This window comes from Microbacterium sp. BLY (assembly GCF_017939615.1).
Lineage (GTDB): Bacteria > Actinomycetota > Actinomycetes > Actinomycetales > Microbacteriaceae > Microbacterium.
In genome coordinates this window covers 1,597,047-1,614,968 of record NZ_JAGKSR010000001.1, presented here as the reverse complement: position 1 = coordinate 1,614,968, position 17,922 = coordinate 1,597,047, and the positions used below count along the sequence as shown (strand labels likewise).

17 protein-coding genes are annotated in these 17,922 nt (G+C 67.6%); 4 read left to right on the top strand and 13 right to left on the bottom strand.

Features of this window, described 5'->3' with window-relative positions; genetic code table 11:
• Positions 1 to 31 precede the first annotated feature (31 nt).
• Complete coding sequence (locus tag KAF39_RS08040; RefSeq protein WP_210676783.1) at positions 32 to 508, top strand: VanZ family protein; 477 nt, start codon at positions 32 to 34, stop codon at positions 506 to 508.
• On the top strand, positions 505 to 1,215 hold the full coding sequence (locus tag KAF39_RS08035) for a low molecular weight phosphatase family protein (protein ID WP_307805132.1): 711 nt from the start codon (positions 505 to 507) through the stop codon (positions 1,213 to 1,215). The genes KAF39_RS08040 and KAF39_RS08035 overlap by 4 nt, the downstream gene beginning before the upstream one ends.
• Before the next feature lie 18 nt (positions 1,216 to 1,233).
• On the opposite strand, the gene KAF39_RS15970 is transcribed toward KAF39_RS08035, so the two are convergent.
• The 3 genes from KAF39_RS15970 to KAF39_RS08020 form a co-directional block, all read right to left on the bottom strand.
• Entirely contained in the window at positions 1,234 to 3,117 is a 1,884-nt protein-coding gene (locus KAF39_RS15970) for a DUF4012 domain-containing protein (RefSeq protein ID WP_210676782.1), read from the bottom strand.
• A gap of 66 nt (positions 3,118 to 3,183) precedes the next feature.
• Positions 3,184 to 4,098, bottom strand: coding sequence for a GNAT family N-acetyltransferase (locus tag KAF39_RS08025; protein ID WP_210676781.1), 915 nt, complete (start codon positions 4,096 to 4,098; stop codon positions 3,184 to 3,186).
• 52 nt (positions 4,099 to 4,150) lie between these two features.
• A complete protein-coding gene (locus KAF39_RS08020) occupies positions 4,151 to 5,464 on the bottom strand; it encodes a hypothetical protein (RefSeq protein WP_210676780.1) in 1,314 nt (437 codons plus the stop codon).
• Between the two features lie 106 nt (positions 5,465 to 5,570).
• On the opposite strand from KAF39_RS08020, the gene KAF39_RS08015 reads away from it, so the two are divergent.
• Both KAF39_RS08015 and KAF39_RS08010 read left to right on the top strand, forming a co-directional pair.
• Positions 5,571 to 6,788 carry a lipopolysaccharide biosynthesis protein gene (locus KAF39_RS08015; RefSeq protein ID WP_210676779.1) on the top strand — a complete coding sequence of 406 codons (1,218 nt, stop codon included), beginning with the start codon at positions 5,571 to 5,573 and terminating at the stop codon, positions 6,786 to 6,788.
• Positions 6,785 to 7,321: a GNAT family N-acetyltransferase gene (locus tag KAF39_RS08010; protein WP_210676778.1), complete on the top strand. Its 537-nt coding sequence runs from the start codon at positions 6,785 to 6,787 to the stop codon at positions 7,319 to 7,321. The genes KAF39_RS08015 and KAF39_RS08010 overlap by 4 nt, the downstream gene beginning before the upstream one ends.
• 70 nt (positions 7,322 to 7,391) lie before the next feature.
• Here KAF39_RS08010 and KAF39_RS08005 read toward each other — a convergent pair whose 3' ends face one another.
• The 10 genes from KAF39_RS08005 to KAF39_RS07960 all read right to left on the bottom strand — a co-directional run bounded on the left by KAF39_RS08005 (position 7,392) and on the right by KAF39_RS07960 (position 17,912).
• Entirely contained in the window at positions 7,392 to 8,639 is a 1,248-nt protein-coding gene (locus KAF39_RS08005) for an O-antigen ligase (RefSeq protein ID WP_210676777.1), read from the bottom strand.
• 131 nt (positions 8,640 to 8,770) lie between these two features.
• The gene (locus KAF39_RS08000) at positions 8,771 to 9,556 is read right to left on the bottom strand and encodes a HisA/HisF-related TIM barrel protein (protein ID WP_210676776.1); all 786 of its coding nucleotides are present in this window, start codon (positions 9,554 to 9,556) and stop codon (positions 8,771 to 8,773) included.
• Positions 9,541 to 10,143 (bottom strand): imidazole glycerol phosphate synthase subunit HisH, encoded by a 603-nt coding sequence (gene hisH, locus KAF39_RS07995; protein ID WP_210676775.1) that lies wholly within the window; start codon positions 10,141 to 10,143, stop codon positions 9,541 to 9,543. Before hisH ends, KAF39_RS08000 begins: the two co-directional genes overlap by 16 nt.
• A complete protein-coding gene (locus tag KAF39_RS07990; protein WP_210676774.1) occupies positions 10,140 to 11,378 on the bottom strand; it encodes a glycosyltransferase family 4 protein in 1,239 nt (412 codons plus the stop codon). The genes hisH and KAF39_RS07990 overlap by 4 nt, the downstream gene beginning before the upstream one ends.
• Positions 11,375 to 12,520 carry a glycosyltransferase gene (locus KAF39_RS07985; protein ID WP_210676773.1) on the bottom strand — a complete coding sequence of 382 codons (1,146 nt, stop codon included), beginning with the start codon at positions 12,518 to 12,520 and terminating at the stop codon, positions 11,375 to 11,377. Before KAF39_RS07985 ends, KAF39_RS07990 begins: the two co-directional genes overlap by 4 nt.
• Positions 12,517 to 13,641, bottom strand: a complete 1,125-nt coding sequence (locus KAF39_RS07980; RefSeq protein WP_282595487.1) for an N-acetyl sugar amidotransferase — start codon at positions 13,639 to 13,641, stop codon at positions 12,517 to 12,519. Before KAF39_RS07980 ends, KAF39_RS07985 begins: the two co-directional genes overlap by 4 nt.
• Positions 13,638 to 14,303: an acetyltransferase gene (locus KAF39_RS07975; RefSeq protein ID WP_210676771.1), complete on the bottom strand. Its 666-nt coding sequence runs from the start codon at positions 14,301 to 14,303 to the stop codon at positions 13,638 to 13,640. The genes KAF39_RS07980 and KAF39_RS07975 overlap by 4 nt, the downstream gene beginning before the upstream one ends.
• Positions 14,300 to 14,917 carry a sugar transferase gene (locus KAF39_RS07970; protein ID WP_210676770.1) on the bottom strand — a complete coding sequence of 206 codons (618 nt, stop codon included), beginning with the start codon at positions 14,915 to 14,917 and terminating at the stop codon, positions 14,300 to 14,302. Before KAF39_RS07970 ends, KAF39_RS07975 begins: the two co-directional genes overlap by 4 nt.
• Entirely contained in the window at positions 14,914 to 16,044 is a 1,131-nt protein-coding gene (locus tag KAF39_RS07965; RefSeq protein WP_210676769.1) for a DegT/DnrJ/EryC1/StrS aminotransferase family protein, read from the bottom strand. The genes KAF39_RS07970 and KAF39_RS07965 overlap by 4 nt, the downstream gene beginning before the upstream one ends.
• Positions 16,041 to 17,912, bottom strand: coding sequence for a nucleoside-diphosphate sugar epimerase/dehydratase (locus KAF39_RS07960; RefSeq protein WP_307805130.1), 1,872 nt, complete (start codon positions 17,910 to 17,912; stop codon positions 16,041 to 16,043). Before KAF39_RS07960 ends, KAF39_RS07965 begins: the two co-directional genes overlap by 4 nt.
• Positions 17,913 to 17,922: the final 10 nt, after the last annotated feature.

Here is a 17,922-nt window from a genome sequence, read left to right as displayed (position 1 = left end):
GACGCCCCGGGAGCGTGGATAGCATGACGCCATGACCTCGACCCTCGCCGTCCGCCCGCGCCGCGGCGTGGTGACGGCGCGGGTCGCCCTGGTCGTCTACCTGCTCTTCGTGGGCTTCACCGTCTGGCTCCCCGCGAGCGTGTCCTCGAAGGTCACGGGGCTGGTGGGGATCACGGCCCGCTGGATCGCCGAGGCCGGCATCGCCCCGTATCAGCAGAGCGCCGTGCTCCTCGAGATCCTCGCGAACGTCGCCCTCTTCGTCCCCGTCGGGCTGCTGCTCGCCTTCGCCGCGCCGCGCCTGCGGCTGTGGCAGGTCACGCTCGCCGGCGGGCTGATGAGCGTCCTGATCGAGACGGTGCAGGGACTCATGCCGTCCCGGTTCCCGACGCTCAGCGACGTGATTGCCAACACGACCGGCACCTTCCTCGGGGCCCTCGTCGCGGCCGTCCTGGTGGCCCTTCTGTCGCGCGATCCCGCGCGGGCGCGGGATCGTAGGCTGGGCTCGTGACCATCCCTCCCCCCGACGGCCCGCCGTCCGGCATGAGCCGCCGAGAGTGGCGCGAGCAGCAGGAACAGCCCGCGCCCGAGACCGCCGCCGCCCCCGCGACCATCGCGACGGCGGACGACTCCCTGACGATCCTGACGGTGTGCACCGGCAACATCTGCCGGTCACCCCTCGCCGAGGTGCTGCTCCGACAGCGACTCGAGGCTCTGGGCGTCCGCGTGCACAGCGCCGGGACGCACGCGCTGGAGGGACACGGCATGCCGGAGGAGGCGCTCGAACTCGCCGCGCGAGCCGGCGCCGACCCCGCCGCCGCGGCCGCCCATCGCGCCCGGTACCTCGTGGAGCCGTACCTCGCCGACGCCGACCTCGTGCTGACGATGGCGCGCGAGCACCGCTCCGCCGTCGTGAAGATGATGCCCGGCGCGCTCCGGCGCACGTTCACGCTCCGCGAGTTCGCCCGGCTCGCCTCGACACTGAGCACCGAGGAGGCCCAGGAAGCGGCGCGGCAGAGCGACGGATCGCCGCGCGACCGGTTCACCGCCGTGCTCCGCGCCGTCGGCGAGCAGCGCGGCCTCACACCCGCACCCCCCGAGGACGACGACGTGATCGACCCCTACCGCCGGTCGCGGGAGACCTACGCGCTCTCCGCCGCCCAGCTCACCCCCGCGCTCGACGAGGTCGAACGCATCGTCCGGGCGGCGCTCCGCTAAGACGACGCGACGCACCGGCTAGCCGCATGTCGGCTCGTCGATGCTCACCGGCGTCTCACGCACCATCGGCGTGTGACGGACCGTCGTCGGCCCGAGGTCATCCGCTGTGGTCCCGGCTGTGCCCTTCATAGTGACCTCAAGCGTGGCCGTCGATTCCGGCGGAAGAACGACGTTCACCCGCACCGCGTCACGCCCGAGATGAGTCGTGTGTGCGATCGCGTCGAACGGTTCGCCGTTCAACGTCCATCCCTCGATCGTGGCACCGACCGGCGTATAGACGACGAAGTCCGTCCCGATGTTCCCAGGCGTGAAGTACGGGCCCGTGATGTACCGCGGGAGCTCTCCGGCCTCACCCGCTGTGATGTGGTTCTGAAGTGTGACCGTCGTCGTCCAACGCGGGGCATCAGCGGCGCAGGTATCCGCATCAACCGCGACCGCGGCATCGACGTAGTAGTCCATCTTCGAACCCGTAGTGTCGTTGAAGAACACCCCGACTGCACTCTCCGTGTCGTTCGTCGACGGGAGTCGTCCGGACAGCGGGGACTCCCCAAGCAGCGCGGCTTCGTCCTCGTCGGAGCTCCAGATCTTCAGGCGGCCCTCGTCAGCGGCTCGCGTCAGCGCGGCCATCATTGGAACGGGCTCAATGCTCCCCCCGGTGAGGGCGCTGAAGACGGAGAGGGAGACGGCGGAGAAGAACCGGTTGGAGTCGGCGCCGTCCGGGTACTTGAAGTACGCCTCGTTGAGAAGCAGGGGCGCTGCGTTCTCGCTCGTGAGCACGTCGCCGGTCGGCAGCGTGATCGGTCCGGTCGCGTTCAGCATGTAAGACAGGCCGATCGGATCGATCGAGATCACACTGTCAATCCGATCGCCGTGCAGTGTCGACCACCACCCCTTCGCGAGTGCGGCGCTCGTGGGAAAGTCCGGGGTCGCCGTCAGGTTCGCGATCCACCGGGCGACGATGTCGGAGTAGAGCGCTTCCGTCTCGGCGTCGATGGGCACGACGGGCTCGGGGATGGCAAAGTCGAACTCGGTCGCCGCCGCCTCTCCGACGATCGACAGAGAACCGTCGTCGACGCTCAGGAGGATGAACGATCCGGGGCCGCCGCCGCTCGCCCTCACCTCGGCATTGCCCTGGAACATGACGAGATAGTTGCGCGGCCCGGACGCGCCGAGGGCGTCTGGCAGCACGGCGACGACATCGCGAGCCGGCCCTGCCACCCCCTGAATCTCGGTGAGTGCCGTCTCGACCTGCTGCACGCCGGAGCGCACCTCGTCCATCAGGGCACCGTGATCGAGCGCTGCCAGGCGCTCGTCCGCAGCATCGGTCCCCGCCTCGATCTGATCGAGCAACCCCGAGAGAGAACGAAGAGCCGCCACATCCATCTTGCCGCCCGACGGGGCGAGAGCTGCCACGCTCACACCGCTCGCCGGGACGAGCACATCATCGGCCAGCGATACCGCGACATCGGCAACGGTGCTCACGGCACGAAGGTTCTCGAGCGGTGGGAGCGGGATCGACTCGAAGAAGTCCCAGACCCTGCCGGATGCGGCCGCCTGCGCTTCCGCCGCCTCCGACCGGAAGGCCGCCGCCGCCGTCGCGGCCGCCTCGGGGTCGGAGGCGAGCATCGCTGTCTTCACCTCTGCGACGTACGGCATGGCAGCGAGCAGATGCGAGCGCGCCTGCATCGCCTGCGAGTAGATCCGGCTGCCTGCCCACACTCCGGCGACGGCGAGAGCGACGAGGAGCACGCCGACGACCCCCACCCAGAGCCAGGCGCGGCGTCGGCGGCGTGGCCGAACCTGCTCCTTGTCGGCGGCAGCGGTCGTCGGAGCGTCGGAGGGAGATGCGCGCAGCGCGCGCTGCTCCCGCCGCGTCGCAGGCGGAAGGCCGGGATCAGTCACTCGGCGATTCAACCACGGTTGTCTGCGCGACTCGTGCCAACGCTGCGCGTGCCACCGCGCGAGTGGTTATCTTCTGACCCGAAGCGCTAGTGCCCTCAGAGCAGGAACCTGCAAAGCCAACTGCTTCACCGACGGGCGGGAGACTGCGACGTAGGGCGTGAGTCGAAGACCCCAGGAAGACTTCGCCCGCGCGACCGCCGCGATGTTCGCGCCACCGAAGTCGAAGGTCGAGGCGCCGACCTCGTCAAGATCCTGAAGGACGCCGGCGTACATGAGCTGGACCGCTCCGTCATTCAGCGCGCGGGGATCTGTGCCCTGAACCCAATCCAGAGCGACACCACCCGCCTGCACCAACCGTGCACCTGCGCTCACGACTTCACCCAGCGGGTCTCTCACGGCATGACGTCTGAACACCTCGGGGCCCAGCAGACGGGTCAATGCGTCCACATCAGCTGAATTCAATCCATAGGAGAAGCCCTGGCGTGCGCCCGTGCTGTCGAGCATGCGCTGGAGATCTTCCGCGCTGGCATGGGACTCGAAGGTATAACCGGTGCGACGTGCTTTCGAGATGCGCTTGCGGACGGCTGCCTCTGCACGTGATACGTCGTGCGGGAGGGGCCCGGTATATGTGTAGCGGACAGCGGTCGTCAGTCCGCGCCATGCGAACGGTCGTGCGTCGCCGAGCCCGGGGGGCAGGTTGGCCGCTCCGTGAAGCCGCCCATCGGCGAGGTCGGCTGCCAGCTGAGAGGCGGCGCTCAGCCACTGACGTTCGCGCTGCGGCCCCCCTTCAGGGGCTGACGACTCGAAGGAGAGCGCGAGATATGGATCGAGGCGGGGTTGCCGTACTCGACCGCGGTCATCCGTATACAGCACCGCGCGCAGGCGCGCGGCCGATCGGCCTTCGGAGAGGTACTCCACGTGGCGGGCGCTCAACCCCCAGCGCCGCTCGTTCCATTCGACCAGACCGGGAGCGAGGAGCACATCCGCTCCTCCAAGAGACTGCGAGGCGGGGATCATTCGTTGGCCTCCACGATTAGATGCTCCTCTCAAGGCGACCCCGGCCATCGCCCCAGCGATCTCCGGTCTTATCAAGAGCGCGGAACGCGTCGACGACGACTTCTTGGACGTCGTCCTGGAGACCCTCGAGGCCGAAGGCTCGGGCGAATCCTCCGCCTTCGTACCCGCCCTCGTCCTGCACACGGTGGCTCGGGATATAGCCGACCACATCGTCCACACAGCCCACGCAGAGCACGAAGCGTGAAGTGGCCGCTCTCCGCGCATGTAGCGCGTAGTCGACGACGAGTTCCCCGCTGGCTGTGTAGATCGTGACCAGGTCACCGATCCCCAGCCGTCCGAAGCTCATGACTCCCGCGTCTCGGCCTTTGACGAGACGCTCCACCGGGACGAGGTGCCGTTGACCAGTGAGGCCGGCGGCTCCGACCGTTGTGGTCTCATCCAGCGCGCGTAGGAGGACCGCCGACAGCCCTCGACACCATTCGCGGTAGTCCGTCCACGTCATATCCTCGAACAGTCGACCGGATATGAGCTGACGCATCCGGCGGCGGAGGCTGTGAACCTTGGTGCTGGCGTTCGGGCGAACGTCGCCGGAGAATCCCTGGAAGAAGAGGACCGGGAGCGCCGGGGCATCCAGTGCCTCGCGAACGGTCTCACGGACGGCTCCTGGGTAGTGACTGCTGACGGCGTTGCGCACCGGCCCTCCAACTGGGTGGCAGGTGTAGTTCCATACCAGGGCCAGGGGCTTCCCGGCGGCGTCCCTCACCATGAGCGCGGTCAGCTGTTCGTCCGTGGGGCCGTCAGGGTTCGGCGCATTGACGACGGCGTTAAGCCGCGGGCGTCGCGCGACGACGACCCTCTTCCGCAAGCGACGGTTGATGCTGTGCGCCGCGGACGTGTCCCCAACAGATATCGACACCGGCTGCCGCGGCGACAGCAGAACGGTCCGCACCGTCTGTGTGATCACTCCCGTCACCCACTGCATGTACTCTTCGTCGGGGGTTCCCAGGGCGGGCTTCGAGGGGTCCGTCATAGGGGCCCGGTGCGTATGGCTTGCCGCGACCACGATGCGGTCAGCAGGTACACTCGGCGCAGCCGCCTCGACGGCCTCGCGGATCCTCTGTCCGGGGTACAGGAGGTCGAGCGTCACGAAGAGCACCGGCAGGGGATCCTCTGCCGCCCACACGGCCAACACGTTCATCTCGATGTCTGAATCGACCCCCTGCCATTCGGCGGAGCGAGCGTCAGAGGCACCGAGGTCCACTTGCTTGTTCGGCGCAATACTCTGCGTGATCGAGACTGCGTGGAAGTCTCCCGAGGTCGTCATGGCCATCGCGCCGAGCTTACTGGAGAGGTCGGCGGACTATCCGCCGCGCACGATGCGACACAATGAACGGGTGAGAGTCCGGCGTCTGCGATTGAGCTCAGCTTCTCGGGGCGTGGTGGTGATCACGTCAGGGACGTTGCTCGGGCAGCTCGTCGTGGCTCTCGCCACCCCAGTGCTCTCGCGCATGTATCCGCCCGAGGCCTTCGGCGCGTTCTCTACGATCCTCGCCATCGCCAGCGCGATCGGGCCTGCGGCCGCGCTGAAGTTCGACTCCGCGATACTGCTGCCGAAAGCGGAGAACGACGCTCGCGGGGTTCTCGGTCTGTCACTGGTCTCGACGCTGTTGGTATCGGCATTAGCGGGACTCGCAGCGCTGTTCCTCGGTCCGACGATGCTCTCCGACGCATGGGCCCAGATCCCGCTCGCGCCACTCTGGATCTTCGGCCTGGTTCTGATGACGGGGCTGTTCACGAGTCTCGTGCAAGCCGCATTACGAGCCAAGAGCTACGGCCTCGTGGGGTGGCGTTCCACCATCCAATCCGTCGGGATCACGATCGGGCAGCTCGGGCTCGGGTTGCTCAGTCCCAGCGCGACGGGCCTCCTCGGCGGCGCGCTCTTCGGCCGCCTTCTCGGCTTCGGCGCGTTATATCGGGGCCTCAGGCCTTTACTCGCTGAACGCGGCGGGGCGTCGCAACGCGCACTCTTCCGGAGCTATTGGCGAAGCCCTGTCATCCTCGCCCCTTCTGCGCTACTGAACGCACTCGGGAGCCAGCTTCCGCTGGTCATCGTGGCCGCCTGGTTCGGTACCGCGGAAGCCGGGCAGCTCGGCATGGCCCAGAGGCTGGTGTTCCTGCCCGCGGCATTGCTCGGAGCAGCACTCGCCCAGGTGTTCGGCGCCGAGATTGCGGACCGCCTGCGAAATCGAGCAGGAAGCTCACGCGGCCTCTACCTGAAAGCGACGTTCAGGATCGGCATGGTCGCCGCACCGATGTGCCTGGCAATCCTTATCGCCTCCCCATGGCTTCTGCCCTGGCTGCTCGGGCCAGGCTGGCAGCAGAGCGGGCTGCTCGCACAAGCCATGGCCGTATCCGCAAGCGTCGGGCTCATCGTCTCGCCGCTCAGCGCTGTCTACGCTGTCCATCAGTCTGCCGCGTCGCTCGCCATTGACGGCTCACGAATCGCATTGATCGCCGTGGCTGCAACGGTTGTCCACGCGACCGGCGCCGATGTGGTGGCGGCTGTATGGGCGCTCTACGCGGCGCAGGTGCTCAACTACATCGTCACCTGGGCCTATGGCCTCCGAATCGTCTCTCGAGAGGGAACTGCATGAGCCGCCTGCTGAAGGTCTATCGCAACCGCAATTACGTCTGGCCGGACGACGTGCGGCCTCCTGCTCGCACGCTGGAATTGCGTCCGATCACGCGGGAGAACGTCGGCCAGGTAGAAGGACTCAGAAACGCCTCGGTAGCCGCTACCTTCCGTCGGTTCCTCGATTCCCGTCGCTTCGGCGTGTTCGCCGTGGTCGAGGGAGCAGTAGTGGGCCACGCCTGGGTCACGGCCCCCGCGGACCGGCCGCAGGTGGTGAACACCTACGCGAAGCTCACGGCGGGAGAGAGTCTGATCCACTACTGCTACGTGGCACCGGAGCAGCGTGGTCGGGGTCTCTACGCGCAGATGCTGCACGAGACGACCGCCTGGGCACGAGAGCAGGGCGCAACACGAGTGACGGTCGACACCTCGGCAGATAACACCGCTTCCCAGAAGGGGATCCAGCGCGCGGGTTTCACGGAAGTTGCACCCACGACAAGCGTGGTTGTCGGCCGACGCCTCGCTTACATCAAACGAGGTGAGCTCCCTACCTGACCCGCGGCAGGCCGGGCGGGTAGGGAGATGGACCGAAAGGCGAGTCGCGCGGCGGTGAACGGAGCGACCTCTAGCCCGCCGCTTTCTGCGCCGACGGCATCGGCTCCGCGCCACTTCCGCTAATGGCACCCCTGGCGTTGGTTTCAGTGCGTCCGGGCATCACCCACGCGGCTGCGATTAGCACCCACATCAATCGGTTGTCATTGATGTCTCCGGAAAGCAGCGCGTTGGTGATCGTGAAGATCAGGAGCACGAGGAACATCACCGAAGTGGGGTCCTGTGCGCGCCGGACGAGTCGCACGAAACTAGCGAGAACGAGAAGGGCGAAGAACATCCCGGTCGCCCAACCGGCTTCGAGCGCTATTTCGAGGGGGGCGCTGTGCGGATAGGCTTGCCCGCCGTTGACGGCGTTGATCGCAAGTTCGGGGATCGTACCGAAATAGCCCCAGCCACCGCCGAACGGTAGCTGAGAAATGTGATTCCAGGCGGTTGACCAGAGCACGGTTCGTGCAGCAGTGGACGTGTCCTGCTCGCCGGCAAGGAAGCCGAGGACCCGCGAGAACCCCTCGCCACCCTGCTGCAGGGCGACGAAGAGCCCGGCGCCTCCAACCACGCAGATAGCAATAACCGACCGGACTCTGCGCCGGCTGAAGACCGGCGCGAGAAGCAGTGCCACCGCAATGCTGATCGCCACCGCGACGATCGGCCCTCGGGAGCCGGTGCCGAGAGCAATGAAGAGCATCACGCCAGCGCTGAACGCGGCGATGACGCGGCGATACGTCGAACTGGGCCCCACGATCGCGTACATGCCAAGGATGACGGCGCCGGCGACGATCATCTGCGACGTCGAGATCGTATTCGTGCCGGCGAGTGTGACGACCTCACTCCACTCCGCTGTGCGCTCCGGGAGGATCGTGACGAGTAGCGCGACGACAACACCCAAACCCGCGAGCGTTCCGAGAAAGGCACGCCGCTGGCCATCTTCTTGCAGGAATATGACGGCGCCTATGAGGGCGAGCATCGTTATCGTGAAGAATGACGCGGCCTTATCGGCGCCATACGACGTCTGGATCCGGGCGACGCCGAGAAGCATGGTGGCCGCGATCGTGAGAGGGACCCAGATGGCTCGTGGAATGTACCCCGTCCGCATGATCTCCGCGAAGACGAGGACGGCGAGGAGAGCGCCGAGGAGAACAGTGAGGTCGGCGGGCACCCATGCGAGAAGTGGGTTCGACTTCAGCGAACCGGAGTGAACGAAGATCGCCAGAACCACGGCTCCGAAGGTTCCGCTGGGACGGCGCACCTTGTCAGCGCGCATCACTCGTACTCGCCTGTGCGTCCGACATGTGTGGCGATCCAGCCGGTGCGTACGCGGAGACCTGGACCGCGTGATGTGTTCGCATACCCCCGCATACCCGGGAGCCTATCGGTAGCCGAATCGTTGTTGACCTAGCTCGCACGGTTGCCGACCAGTGAAGACACGACGTTCGGATCCGGGTAGGTAATCAGCACGGCCTCGCGACGGCCATAGAAGACGAACTGGCTGCCTGCCGCGACAGCGCTCGCGCCCGATCGCAGGGCGGCGCCGAAGTCGTCGATATCATCAGCCCCTCCGAGAGCGATCACCGGGACTCTCACGACGGACGCGATGGTGCGGATCGCCTCCAGGTCGTATCCACCACGCATACCCTCACGATCCGTCGAAGAGACCAGGACCTCTCCGACACCCATCGAGACGGCACGCACAGCCAGCGCGTCGGCCTTCTCCGACTCCGCGAGTGTGCCCGATCCGCTGGTCGTGACGAGTTTGCCGTCCGCGTCACGGCGCACGTCGATGCTCGCGACCACGCTCTGCGATCCGAGGGCCGCCGCCATCGCCTCCACCGCTTCCGGAACGATGAACAGGGCGGAGTTGACGATCACCTTCTCGATGCCGAGATTGATCACACGGCGCGCCTGGTCGACCGAGCTCAGGCCGCCGCCGTATGCCACCGGCATGAACGCCTCGGAGGCGATGTCGGCGAGGATCTCGTATGCGGGATCACGACGCGTCCGGCTGGCGGCGATGTCGACCACCACGAGTTCGTCGACCTGCTTCTCGTTGAAGATCTTCACGGCATTGATCGGATCGCCGAGGTAGCGCGGGCTTCGATACTGCCGTGTCTTGACCAGCCAGCCTCCGTCATCGATCTGGAGGACGGGAATCACCCGCGGGGCGATCATGAGCGTGCCCACTGGTCGAGCATCTGCATCCCGAAAGCGTGGCTCTTCTCCGGGTGGAACTGCGCACCGGTGACGTTCTCCCGCTGCACCATCGAAGTGAATTCACCTCCGTACTCGCTCCGTGCCAGCTCATCACGCGCGTCCGCGACGACGACGCGATAGCTGTGCACGAAGTAGAAGCGATGGTTCTCCGGCAGTCCGTCGACGATCGCCGCCGGTTTCTGCACGGCCAACTGGTTCCAGCCCATGTGCGGCACGCGGGTCCCCCCGGAGTCGTCGAAGCGCACACTTCCGCCGGGGATAAGCCCCAGCCCTCGCGAGGTGCCTTCCTCGCTTGAATCGAGCAGGAGCTGCATGCCGAGGCAGATCCCGAGAAGCGGGCGTCCGGTGCGGACGAACTCGCGGATCGCCACATCGAACCCTCCGTCGCTGAGCTTCGCGGTGGCGGCGTCGAAGGCCCCGACCCCCGGAAGCAGCAGTCGCTCGGCGCTCACGATCTGCTGCGGCTCCGACGTGAGTTCGGCCTCCTGGCCGATCCGACGGAACATGTTGATGAGGGACCCGATGTTCCCCACCCCGTAGTCGACGATCGTGATCATCGTTGCTCGTCTCCATTCCGCGCGACGCATCGCTCGAGCAGACCGTCCAGTTGCTCGGCCAGGGCGCGATAGTCATAGTTGGCGATGACATGAGCGCGTGCATTCGCAGCCCATCGTGCCCGGTGACCAGCGGCATCCGGGGATGCCATTCGGATCATCGCGGCACCGAGGGCCTCCGCGTCGTCAGCGCGGACGACGATACCGGCATCCGCTTCGGCCACCACGTTGTTCCGGGCACTGCTCGCCACGAGGATGGGGCGGGCAGCAGCGGCGTAATCGAAGATCTTGTTCATACTCACCCCGAAGCGGTAGACATCGAGATCAAGGATGTTGATGACCATCGCATCGGCTCGACCGACCAGTGCGGGAACCCGGTCTTTGGGCACCGGCGGCTCGAAGGTGATCCGGCCACCTTGGGCAGATTCCGCCGCCCGCTGCCGGATCGCCGGAAGCTCGGCGCCCGTCCCGACGATGTCGAGCCGCAACCTCGGGTCGGTTGCGGCGGCGGAGAGGAAACCCTCCACAATGGCTCCGAGACCGTTCGCTCGCCCGACAGACCCGAGGTACATGAAGACGAAGTCGTCTCCACCGGTCGGCGGTACACCGTCGAAATCGTCGGCATCCGTGCCGTTGGAGATCCACACCACCTTCTCCTCCGGCACCCCCTGAGCGACCAGATACTCCGAAGCGAACGGAAGCAGCGTGATGACCGCTGCGGAACGGTCGCACAGCACGCGCTCTAGCCGGCGCAGCATCCAGGAAAGGGGACTCCGGGGCGAGAGCTTCCCCATGTCAATGAGGGTCTGCGGCCAGAGGTCGCGGATCTCGAAGACGAACGGAACTCCGGCGCGGCGGGCCAGGACCGAAGCCGACCACGCCGCGAGCGGGTGGACCGTGCTCCCGATCACCGCATCGGGGCGAGGGAGGTCTGCCACATTCGACCGACGCAGAAGAGCCACAGTGAAGGCGGCCATGTTTCGAAGGCGGCCCAGCCCTCCGTCGTACTGCGGAGTTCGCAGGAACCGGAACCGGACGCCGTCGCGTATCCGGTCACTCACCCGCGCATCAGGGAGTCCGGCTCGACGGCGACCGGAGGGATGCTCGGTGCTTGCGGCGAGCAGAACCACGGTCCAACCACGCTGGACGAGTCCCCGTGCCAGCGAGAAGTGACGAGACCCGGAGGCGGTCTCCTGCGGGTCCGTCGCATAGTGGTTGACGATCCAGACGGTCTTCATGCCGCTCCCCGCACTCGTCGGTACTCATCGAGCATGCGCGCGGATTCCGTCGGCCAGTCCGGCAGCTCGACAGCGGCGACCGCACGGCGTCCGGCCGCGATGTCGGCGTCGCTGAGCGACGACAGGGCGCGGAGGATCGATGCCGCATCGCCATCGACCTTCCAGGCTGCTGCCTCGGATCCGAGAAGACGGTCCACTTCGACGAGGTCCGTGGAGAAGAAGGGGATGCCCGCCATCGAATACTCCAGTGCCTTGTTCGGCAGCGACAACGCGTACGACAGACAGGTCGCTTCGATCAGGCAGAGACCCACGTCCCCGCCCGCGACGGTGTCGACCACCTCGTCCGCAGGGACGGATCCGAGGAGATGGATGTTCGTGTGCCGCTCCGCGGCGACCTGCACGAGGCTCTGCAGCACCCCGGCCCCGATGAAGACGATGTGATCCCCGGCGGACTCACGCGCGCGGAACGCTTCCAGGATCTCCGGGATGCGGCGATAGGCGACGATGTTGCCCACGTGCACGTAGATGCGGTCGCCGGCGGGGATGGCGAACCGCCGCCGCAGATCGACGGCCTGCGGATCCCGCTCCCGGGTAGGTGCGTTGCGCACGCTGGTCACACGCGCTCCGGGGTGCGCGGCCCGGTACCAGTCCGCGATCGACTCGTTGACGACGAACACAGCGTCGCACCGACGCACGTAGTGCCTCTCGATCATCCGGAAGATCTTCCCCTGGATGCCGTTCGACGTCGACGTCTCGGTCTCGAGCTCATGTGTGTCGTAGATCAATGCGGCGCGATGGCGGCGCGCGATCGCATGACACACCGGAAGAACGGCCACGGAGTGGGCGTTGACGACGCGCACCGGGCGCGATCGCCACCGACGGTAGACCGCAAACGACCAGGAGATCTGTTCCAGGATGCGTCCCACGATCGACCGCGGCCTCTCATCCCCGACGGAACCGACACGTTCGATCGACCGGACTTCGTCGAGTCGCTCGACGTCGGGCAGACCGGTGGCTCTCTGTCCGGTCACGACCACCTGCTCGAACAGGCCTGCCTCCGCCACCGCCTTCGTTTCGCGGAAGATGCGGCTCTCGTTGACGATCGGTGCGGGATAGACGTGGATGTTCATGTTCTCGGTCATCGGGGATAGAGCCCCAGCTTTCTCAGCCGATTGACCGTGCCGCGAAGGAACTGCACAAAGCCGTAAGAGTTCCGATAGGCACGGTAGCTCGACGCGGGTCGTTCGACGATGTCGGCGAGCTGTGCGGGAGTCAGGGACAGCTTCTTGAGCAGCAGAAGCTCATCCTCAGCGCGCAGCCGCTCGCTGTAGTCGCTTTCCGCGACAGCCGCCAGCGCCTGCTCGCGCGAGATCTGTCCCGAATTGATCAGATCGGAGTAGTGGCCGCGACGCTTGTCGATGCCGAACTTCTTCGGAAGGTAGAAGCCCTGCACCCAACGGGTGAAGATGGATTCGTAGTGCTTGCCTTCATACGGCACCCAGCCGAGCTTCTCGACGAGCTCTTCCATCGCCTTCGACTTGTCGTATTCGAGGTAGTTGAGGATGGAGACGATCCGCACCCGCCGCACGAACGTCGTCCACGCGAGCGTCACGAATCCGAAGTGCGGGTAGGTACGCAACGGCACCCGGCCGAATCGGCGGTGCACGTCGTTGAGGTACCGCCAGTCCGAATGACCGTACGACCACGAGGGCACGCTGATCGACTCCGTGGCGAAGTTCATGCCGGAGATGATGAACCTGACGCCGTGCTCACGCGCGACCTTCCAGAGCGTCGCCTGGATCGCATGGTCGCTCGGGATGTCGGCGTCCGGGGTCGACGCCAGCAGGAACGACCGCTGCAGGTCGTAGAACTCGTCGAGACGCAGAACTTCGGTGTGGAGGTCGATGTCGAGGGTGCGGAGGAGGCGTTCTATGTTCAGGACCGCGAGGGCCGAGTTCCATCCGTTGTCGACATGGACGGCCAGTGGACGGAGGCCGAGTCGCTTCACCTGCAGCGCCACATACGAGCTGTCCACACCCCCGCTCACCCCGATGATGCAGTCGTATTCACGCCCCTTGCCGGCGCGGGAGATCGCCTCGACGACCTGCGCCAGCTTCGCCGGGCGTTGCTCGACGGGCACGACACGGGATTCCAACAGAGCGTCGTACCGGAGGCAGTGGTTGCATACGCCGCCCACCAGGACGATGTCCGGGTCCACGTCGGAGTTCATGATGCAACGCGTGCATTCTCTGACAGCCCTCATGCCGGACCCCCGCTCACCAGCGGGCGCGCGGGCACCCCGACCACCGTCGCCCCCGGAGCGACGTCCCTGGTCACGCAGGCCGCGGCTCCGACGGTGGCATCCGCCCCCACCGTGAGTCCCTGGAGGACGACGGAGCCGGCGCCGAGCAGGACGCCCGTCTCGACGACCACGTTCCCCGAGACGATCGCCCCGGGGTTCACGGAGACGTAGTCGGCGAGCGCCGCATCGTGACCGATCACGCTGGCCGGGTTGAGGTGGACGTGGGCGCCGATGTCGACGTTCGTCGATACCTGCACCCCCGCCGTGATGACGACGCCCTCGCCGATCCGCGTCCGGGTGCCGATCACGGCCGACGGGTGGATCAGGGTGGCGGCGCGGAAGCCGGCGTCGTGCAGGGAGGCGGCGACCTTCCCGCGCACGGCGGGCGCCCCGATGCCGACGACGAAGCGCTCGTCGCCACGCGCCTCCTCCCGCCACTCCTCGAACGTGCCGAGCAGGGGGACGTCGCGCGCCGCGAGCCGCTCGCGGTCGAGGTCCCTGGCGCCGGGGTCGATCACGCCGACGAGTTCGAGCGCGGCACCGCCCGCGATCAGGGCGGCGACGACGTCGAGGGTCTCCCGGCCGAAACCGCCGGCCCCCAGCACGATGATGCGCTCCGTCATGCGTCGCCTCCGAACTTCGTCATGGTCGCCTGCCCCTCGGCCGTGATCCCCTCGCGGCGCCACACCGCGCCGATCGTGGCCACGACGATGCGCAGATCCAGCCCGGCGCTGCGGCGATCGACGTAGCGCACGTCCTGAGCGAAACGCTGCTCCCAGGTGACGGCGTTGCGTCCCGTCACCTGTGCGAGCCCGGTGATGCCCGGTCGAACCTCATGCCGGCGCGCCTGCTCCGGCGTGTAGCGGTCGAGATACTCGACCAGGAGGGGGCGCGGTCCGACGATGCTCATGTCGCCGCGCAGCACGTTCCACAGGCTCGGGAGCTCGTCCAGGCTGGTGGCCCGCAGGCGGATCCCGAAGGGCGTGAGGCGGTCGGCGTCGGTCACCCAGCCTCGCGTCGGGTCCACCGCCCGCATGGAGCGGAACTTGTACAGCGTGAAGATGCGGCCGTGCCGGCCGGGGCGGGGCTGGGTGAACAGCACCGGCCGGCCGAGTCGCACCGCGACGAGGATCGCCGTCGCGACGATCACCGGTGAGAGCAGGATCAGGGCCGCGGCGGCGACGAGCACGTCGAGGCCGCGCTTGACGATGTCGTACGGGCGGAATCGGGTGTTCATCGCGCGAGGAAGCGGTGGATCGCGGTGACCACGCGCTCCCGCTGGTCGTCCGTGAGGGCGGATCCGCTGGGCAGCGTCAGGCCGCGGGCGAACAGGGCGTCCGAGGCACCGGTGACCCGTCGACGGGCCGTCGCGAAGACCGGCTGCGCGTGCATCGGCTTCCACAGCGGGCGGCTCTCGATGTCGTCCTCCGCGAGCGCCGCGGCCAGCGCGGCCGGCTCCCACCCGGTCGCCGCGGAGTCGACGAGGATCGACGTGAGCCAGACGTTGTCGGCTTCGTCGCCCTCGGCTCCGAACACCTCGACGCCGTCGACGCTGGCGAACAGGCTCTTGTACAGCTCGCGCATCTCCCGCCGCCGCGCGATCATCGCGTCGAGGCGGGCGAGCTGCGCCCGTCCCAGCGCCGCCAGGAGGTTGCTCATCCGATAGTTGAAGCCGATGTCGGTGTGCTCGTAGTGCACGACCGGCTGCCGCGCCTGGGTCGCGAGGTACCGCACGTGCTGCGCGAAGCCCTCGTCGTCGGTCAGCAGCATGCCGCCGCCGGACGTGGTCATGATCTTGTTGCCGTTGAACGACACCACCGACGCGCGCCCGAAGCTCCCCGCCGCGCGCCCGGCGTGGGTCGCGCCCAGCGACTCGGCCGCGTCCGCCAGCACCGGCACGCCGAACTCGTCCGCCACCGCCAGGATCGCGGTGTAGTCGACGGCCTTGCCGAGGAGGTCGACGGGCACGACGGCCGCCGCGCTCTCACCGGCGTCGCGCAGTTCGCTCAGCGCCTCCCGCAGCAGCGCGGGGTCCATGTTCCCGGTGCGCGGATCGGCGTCGATGAAGTAGGGCTCGGCGCCCGTGTAGGTGATCGCGTTCGCCGTGGCGGCGAACGTCATCGACGAGGTGAGGACCACGTCCCCCGGCTTCACCCCGAGGGTGAGCAGGCCCAGGTGCAGCCCCGCGGTGCCCGAGCTCAGCGCGACGCCGTGCGCGACACCCACCCGGCCCGCCAGCTCCCGCTCGAACGCGTCGACGTCCGGTCCGAGGGGCGCGATCCACCCGGAGCGCATCGCCGCGACGACCGCCTCCTCCTCCGCGACGCCGACGTCCGGGGACGACATGTAGATCCGCGTGCTCATCGCTCGGCCACCTGCCCCATCTTCACCGGGGCGATCGTGACGGTGTCGTTCAGTCGGGGCGTCGCGACCATCCGGCGCAGCCAGCCTTCCTTGTCGAGGCGATCGGGCGTGATGGTGTCCGCGCGCGTGTGGGAGATCTTGGGATGGAACGGCCGTTCGAGGCTCTCGCGGGAGCCCACGAGCTCCTCGTGCAGCTTCTCGCCCGTGCGCAGCCCGGTGAAGACGATCTCGACGTTCTTGCCCGACATGGCGATCATCCGCTTCGCGACCTCGAGGATCGACACGGGCTCGCCCATGTCGAGGATGAGCACCTCGCCGGCCCGCCCGATGCCGCCCGCCTGCACGACCAGCTGACATGCCTCCGGGATGGTCATGAAGTACCGGGTCGCCTGCGGATGCGTCACGGTGATGGGCCGGCCCTCCGCGATGAGCCGCTGGAACGTCGGGAGCATCGAGCCGCGGCTGCCGATCACGTTGCCGAAGCGCACGGAGAGGTACCGCATGCCGGTGTCCTCCCCGGCCCACGCCGTGAGCTTCTCCGCCACGCGCTTGGAGTGTCCGAGCACGCTGGTCGGATTGGCCGCCTTGTCGGTGGAGATGTTGACGAACGTGCTCACTCCCACGCGACGGGACGCGTTGATCACGTTGAGGGTGCCGATGACGTTCGTCTTCCACGCCTCGTCCGGGTACTGCTCGAGCATCGGCAGGTGCTTGAGGGCGGCGGCGTGGAAGACGACCTCCGGTCGCCGCTCGTCGAAGATCCGGTCGAGCGTCGCGGTCTCGCGGATGTCGGCGAGCACGACGTCCCTGGTGTCGAGCAGTCCGTGACCGGCGGTGCCGAGCTGCGCCACCTGCAGTCCGGTCTCGTCGCGGTCGAGCATGATGAGCTCGCGAGGACCGTATTTGGCGATCTGGCTGCACAGCTCCGAGCCGATCGAGCCGCCGGCGCCGGTGACCAGCACGCTGCGCCCGGTGATGTACCCGGCGATGAGCTCGACGTTAGTGTCGACGGGGTGGCGGCCGATGAGGTCTTCGATGCTGATGTCGCGCACGTCGGTGAGCGCCCGCTTCCCCGAGGTCATCATCTCGATGCTGGGGGTAACCGCGACGCGCAGCCCCGCCGCCTCGGCCCGGTCGGTGAGTGCGCGCAGCAGCGCGCTGTCGGCGCGGGCGATGGCGATCACGGCGAGCGTCGCCCCGGTGCGGGCACGCGCGGACGCGATGTCCCGCGTGGTGCCGATCACCGAGACCCCGCGCAGGCGCAGGTTGCGCTTGTCGGGGTCGTCTTCCAGGAGGCCGACGGGCCGGATCGGCGACAGCGGGTCCGTCGTCATGTTGGCGAGGAGCTTGTCGGCGACGAATCCGGCGCCGATGATGAGCGCCGGCTCGGCGTCCGCCCCGGGCTTGCGGGAGCGCTCGATGACGAGACGGGCCACGTACCGCACCCCGAACATGAGCAGGAGCACGAACGGGAACGCCAGCAGCAGGGTGGCCCGCGGGATCCCGATCAGCGGACCGAGCGGGATGACGGCCAGCGACAGCGCGAGCGCTTCGGCCACGACGATGAACGCGAGCGTGCGGACCTCGTCGAACGATCCGTAGGTGAACCGCCCGCGATAGAGCGCGATCGCGAATCCCACGACGATCTGGATGGCCCCGGCGACGAGGGCGAGGACGCCGGTCGCGATCCATCCCTGCGGGGCCATCTGGAACTCGAACCGGAGCGCGACGGCGAGCACCACCCCGAAGCTCCAGCAGGCCCCGTCCACCAGCGCGGCGAACAGGCGGCGTCGCCGCTGCTTCACCGACGCCTGCGACGCGACCCGGGTGTCTCCGAACTCGTCGACGACCGCATGTGCGTCGCTCACGTCCTGTTGC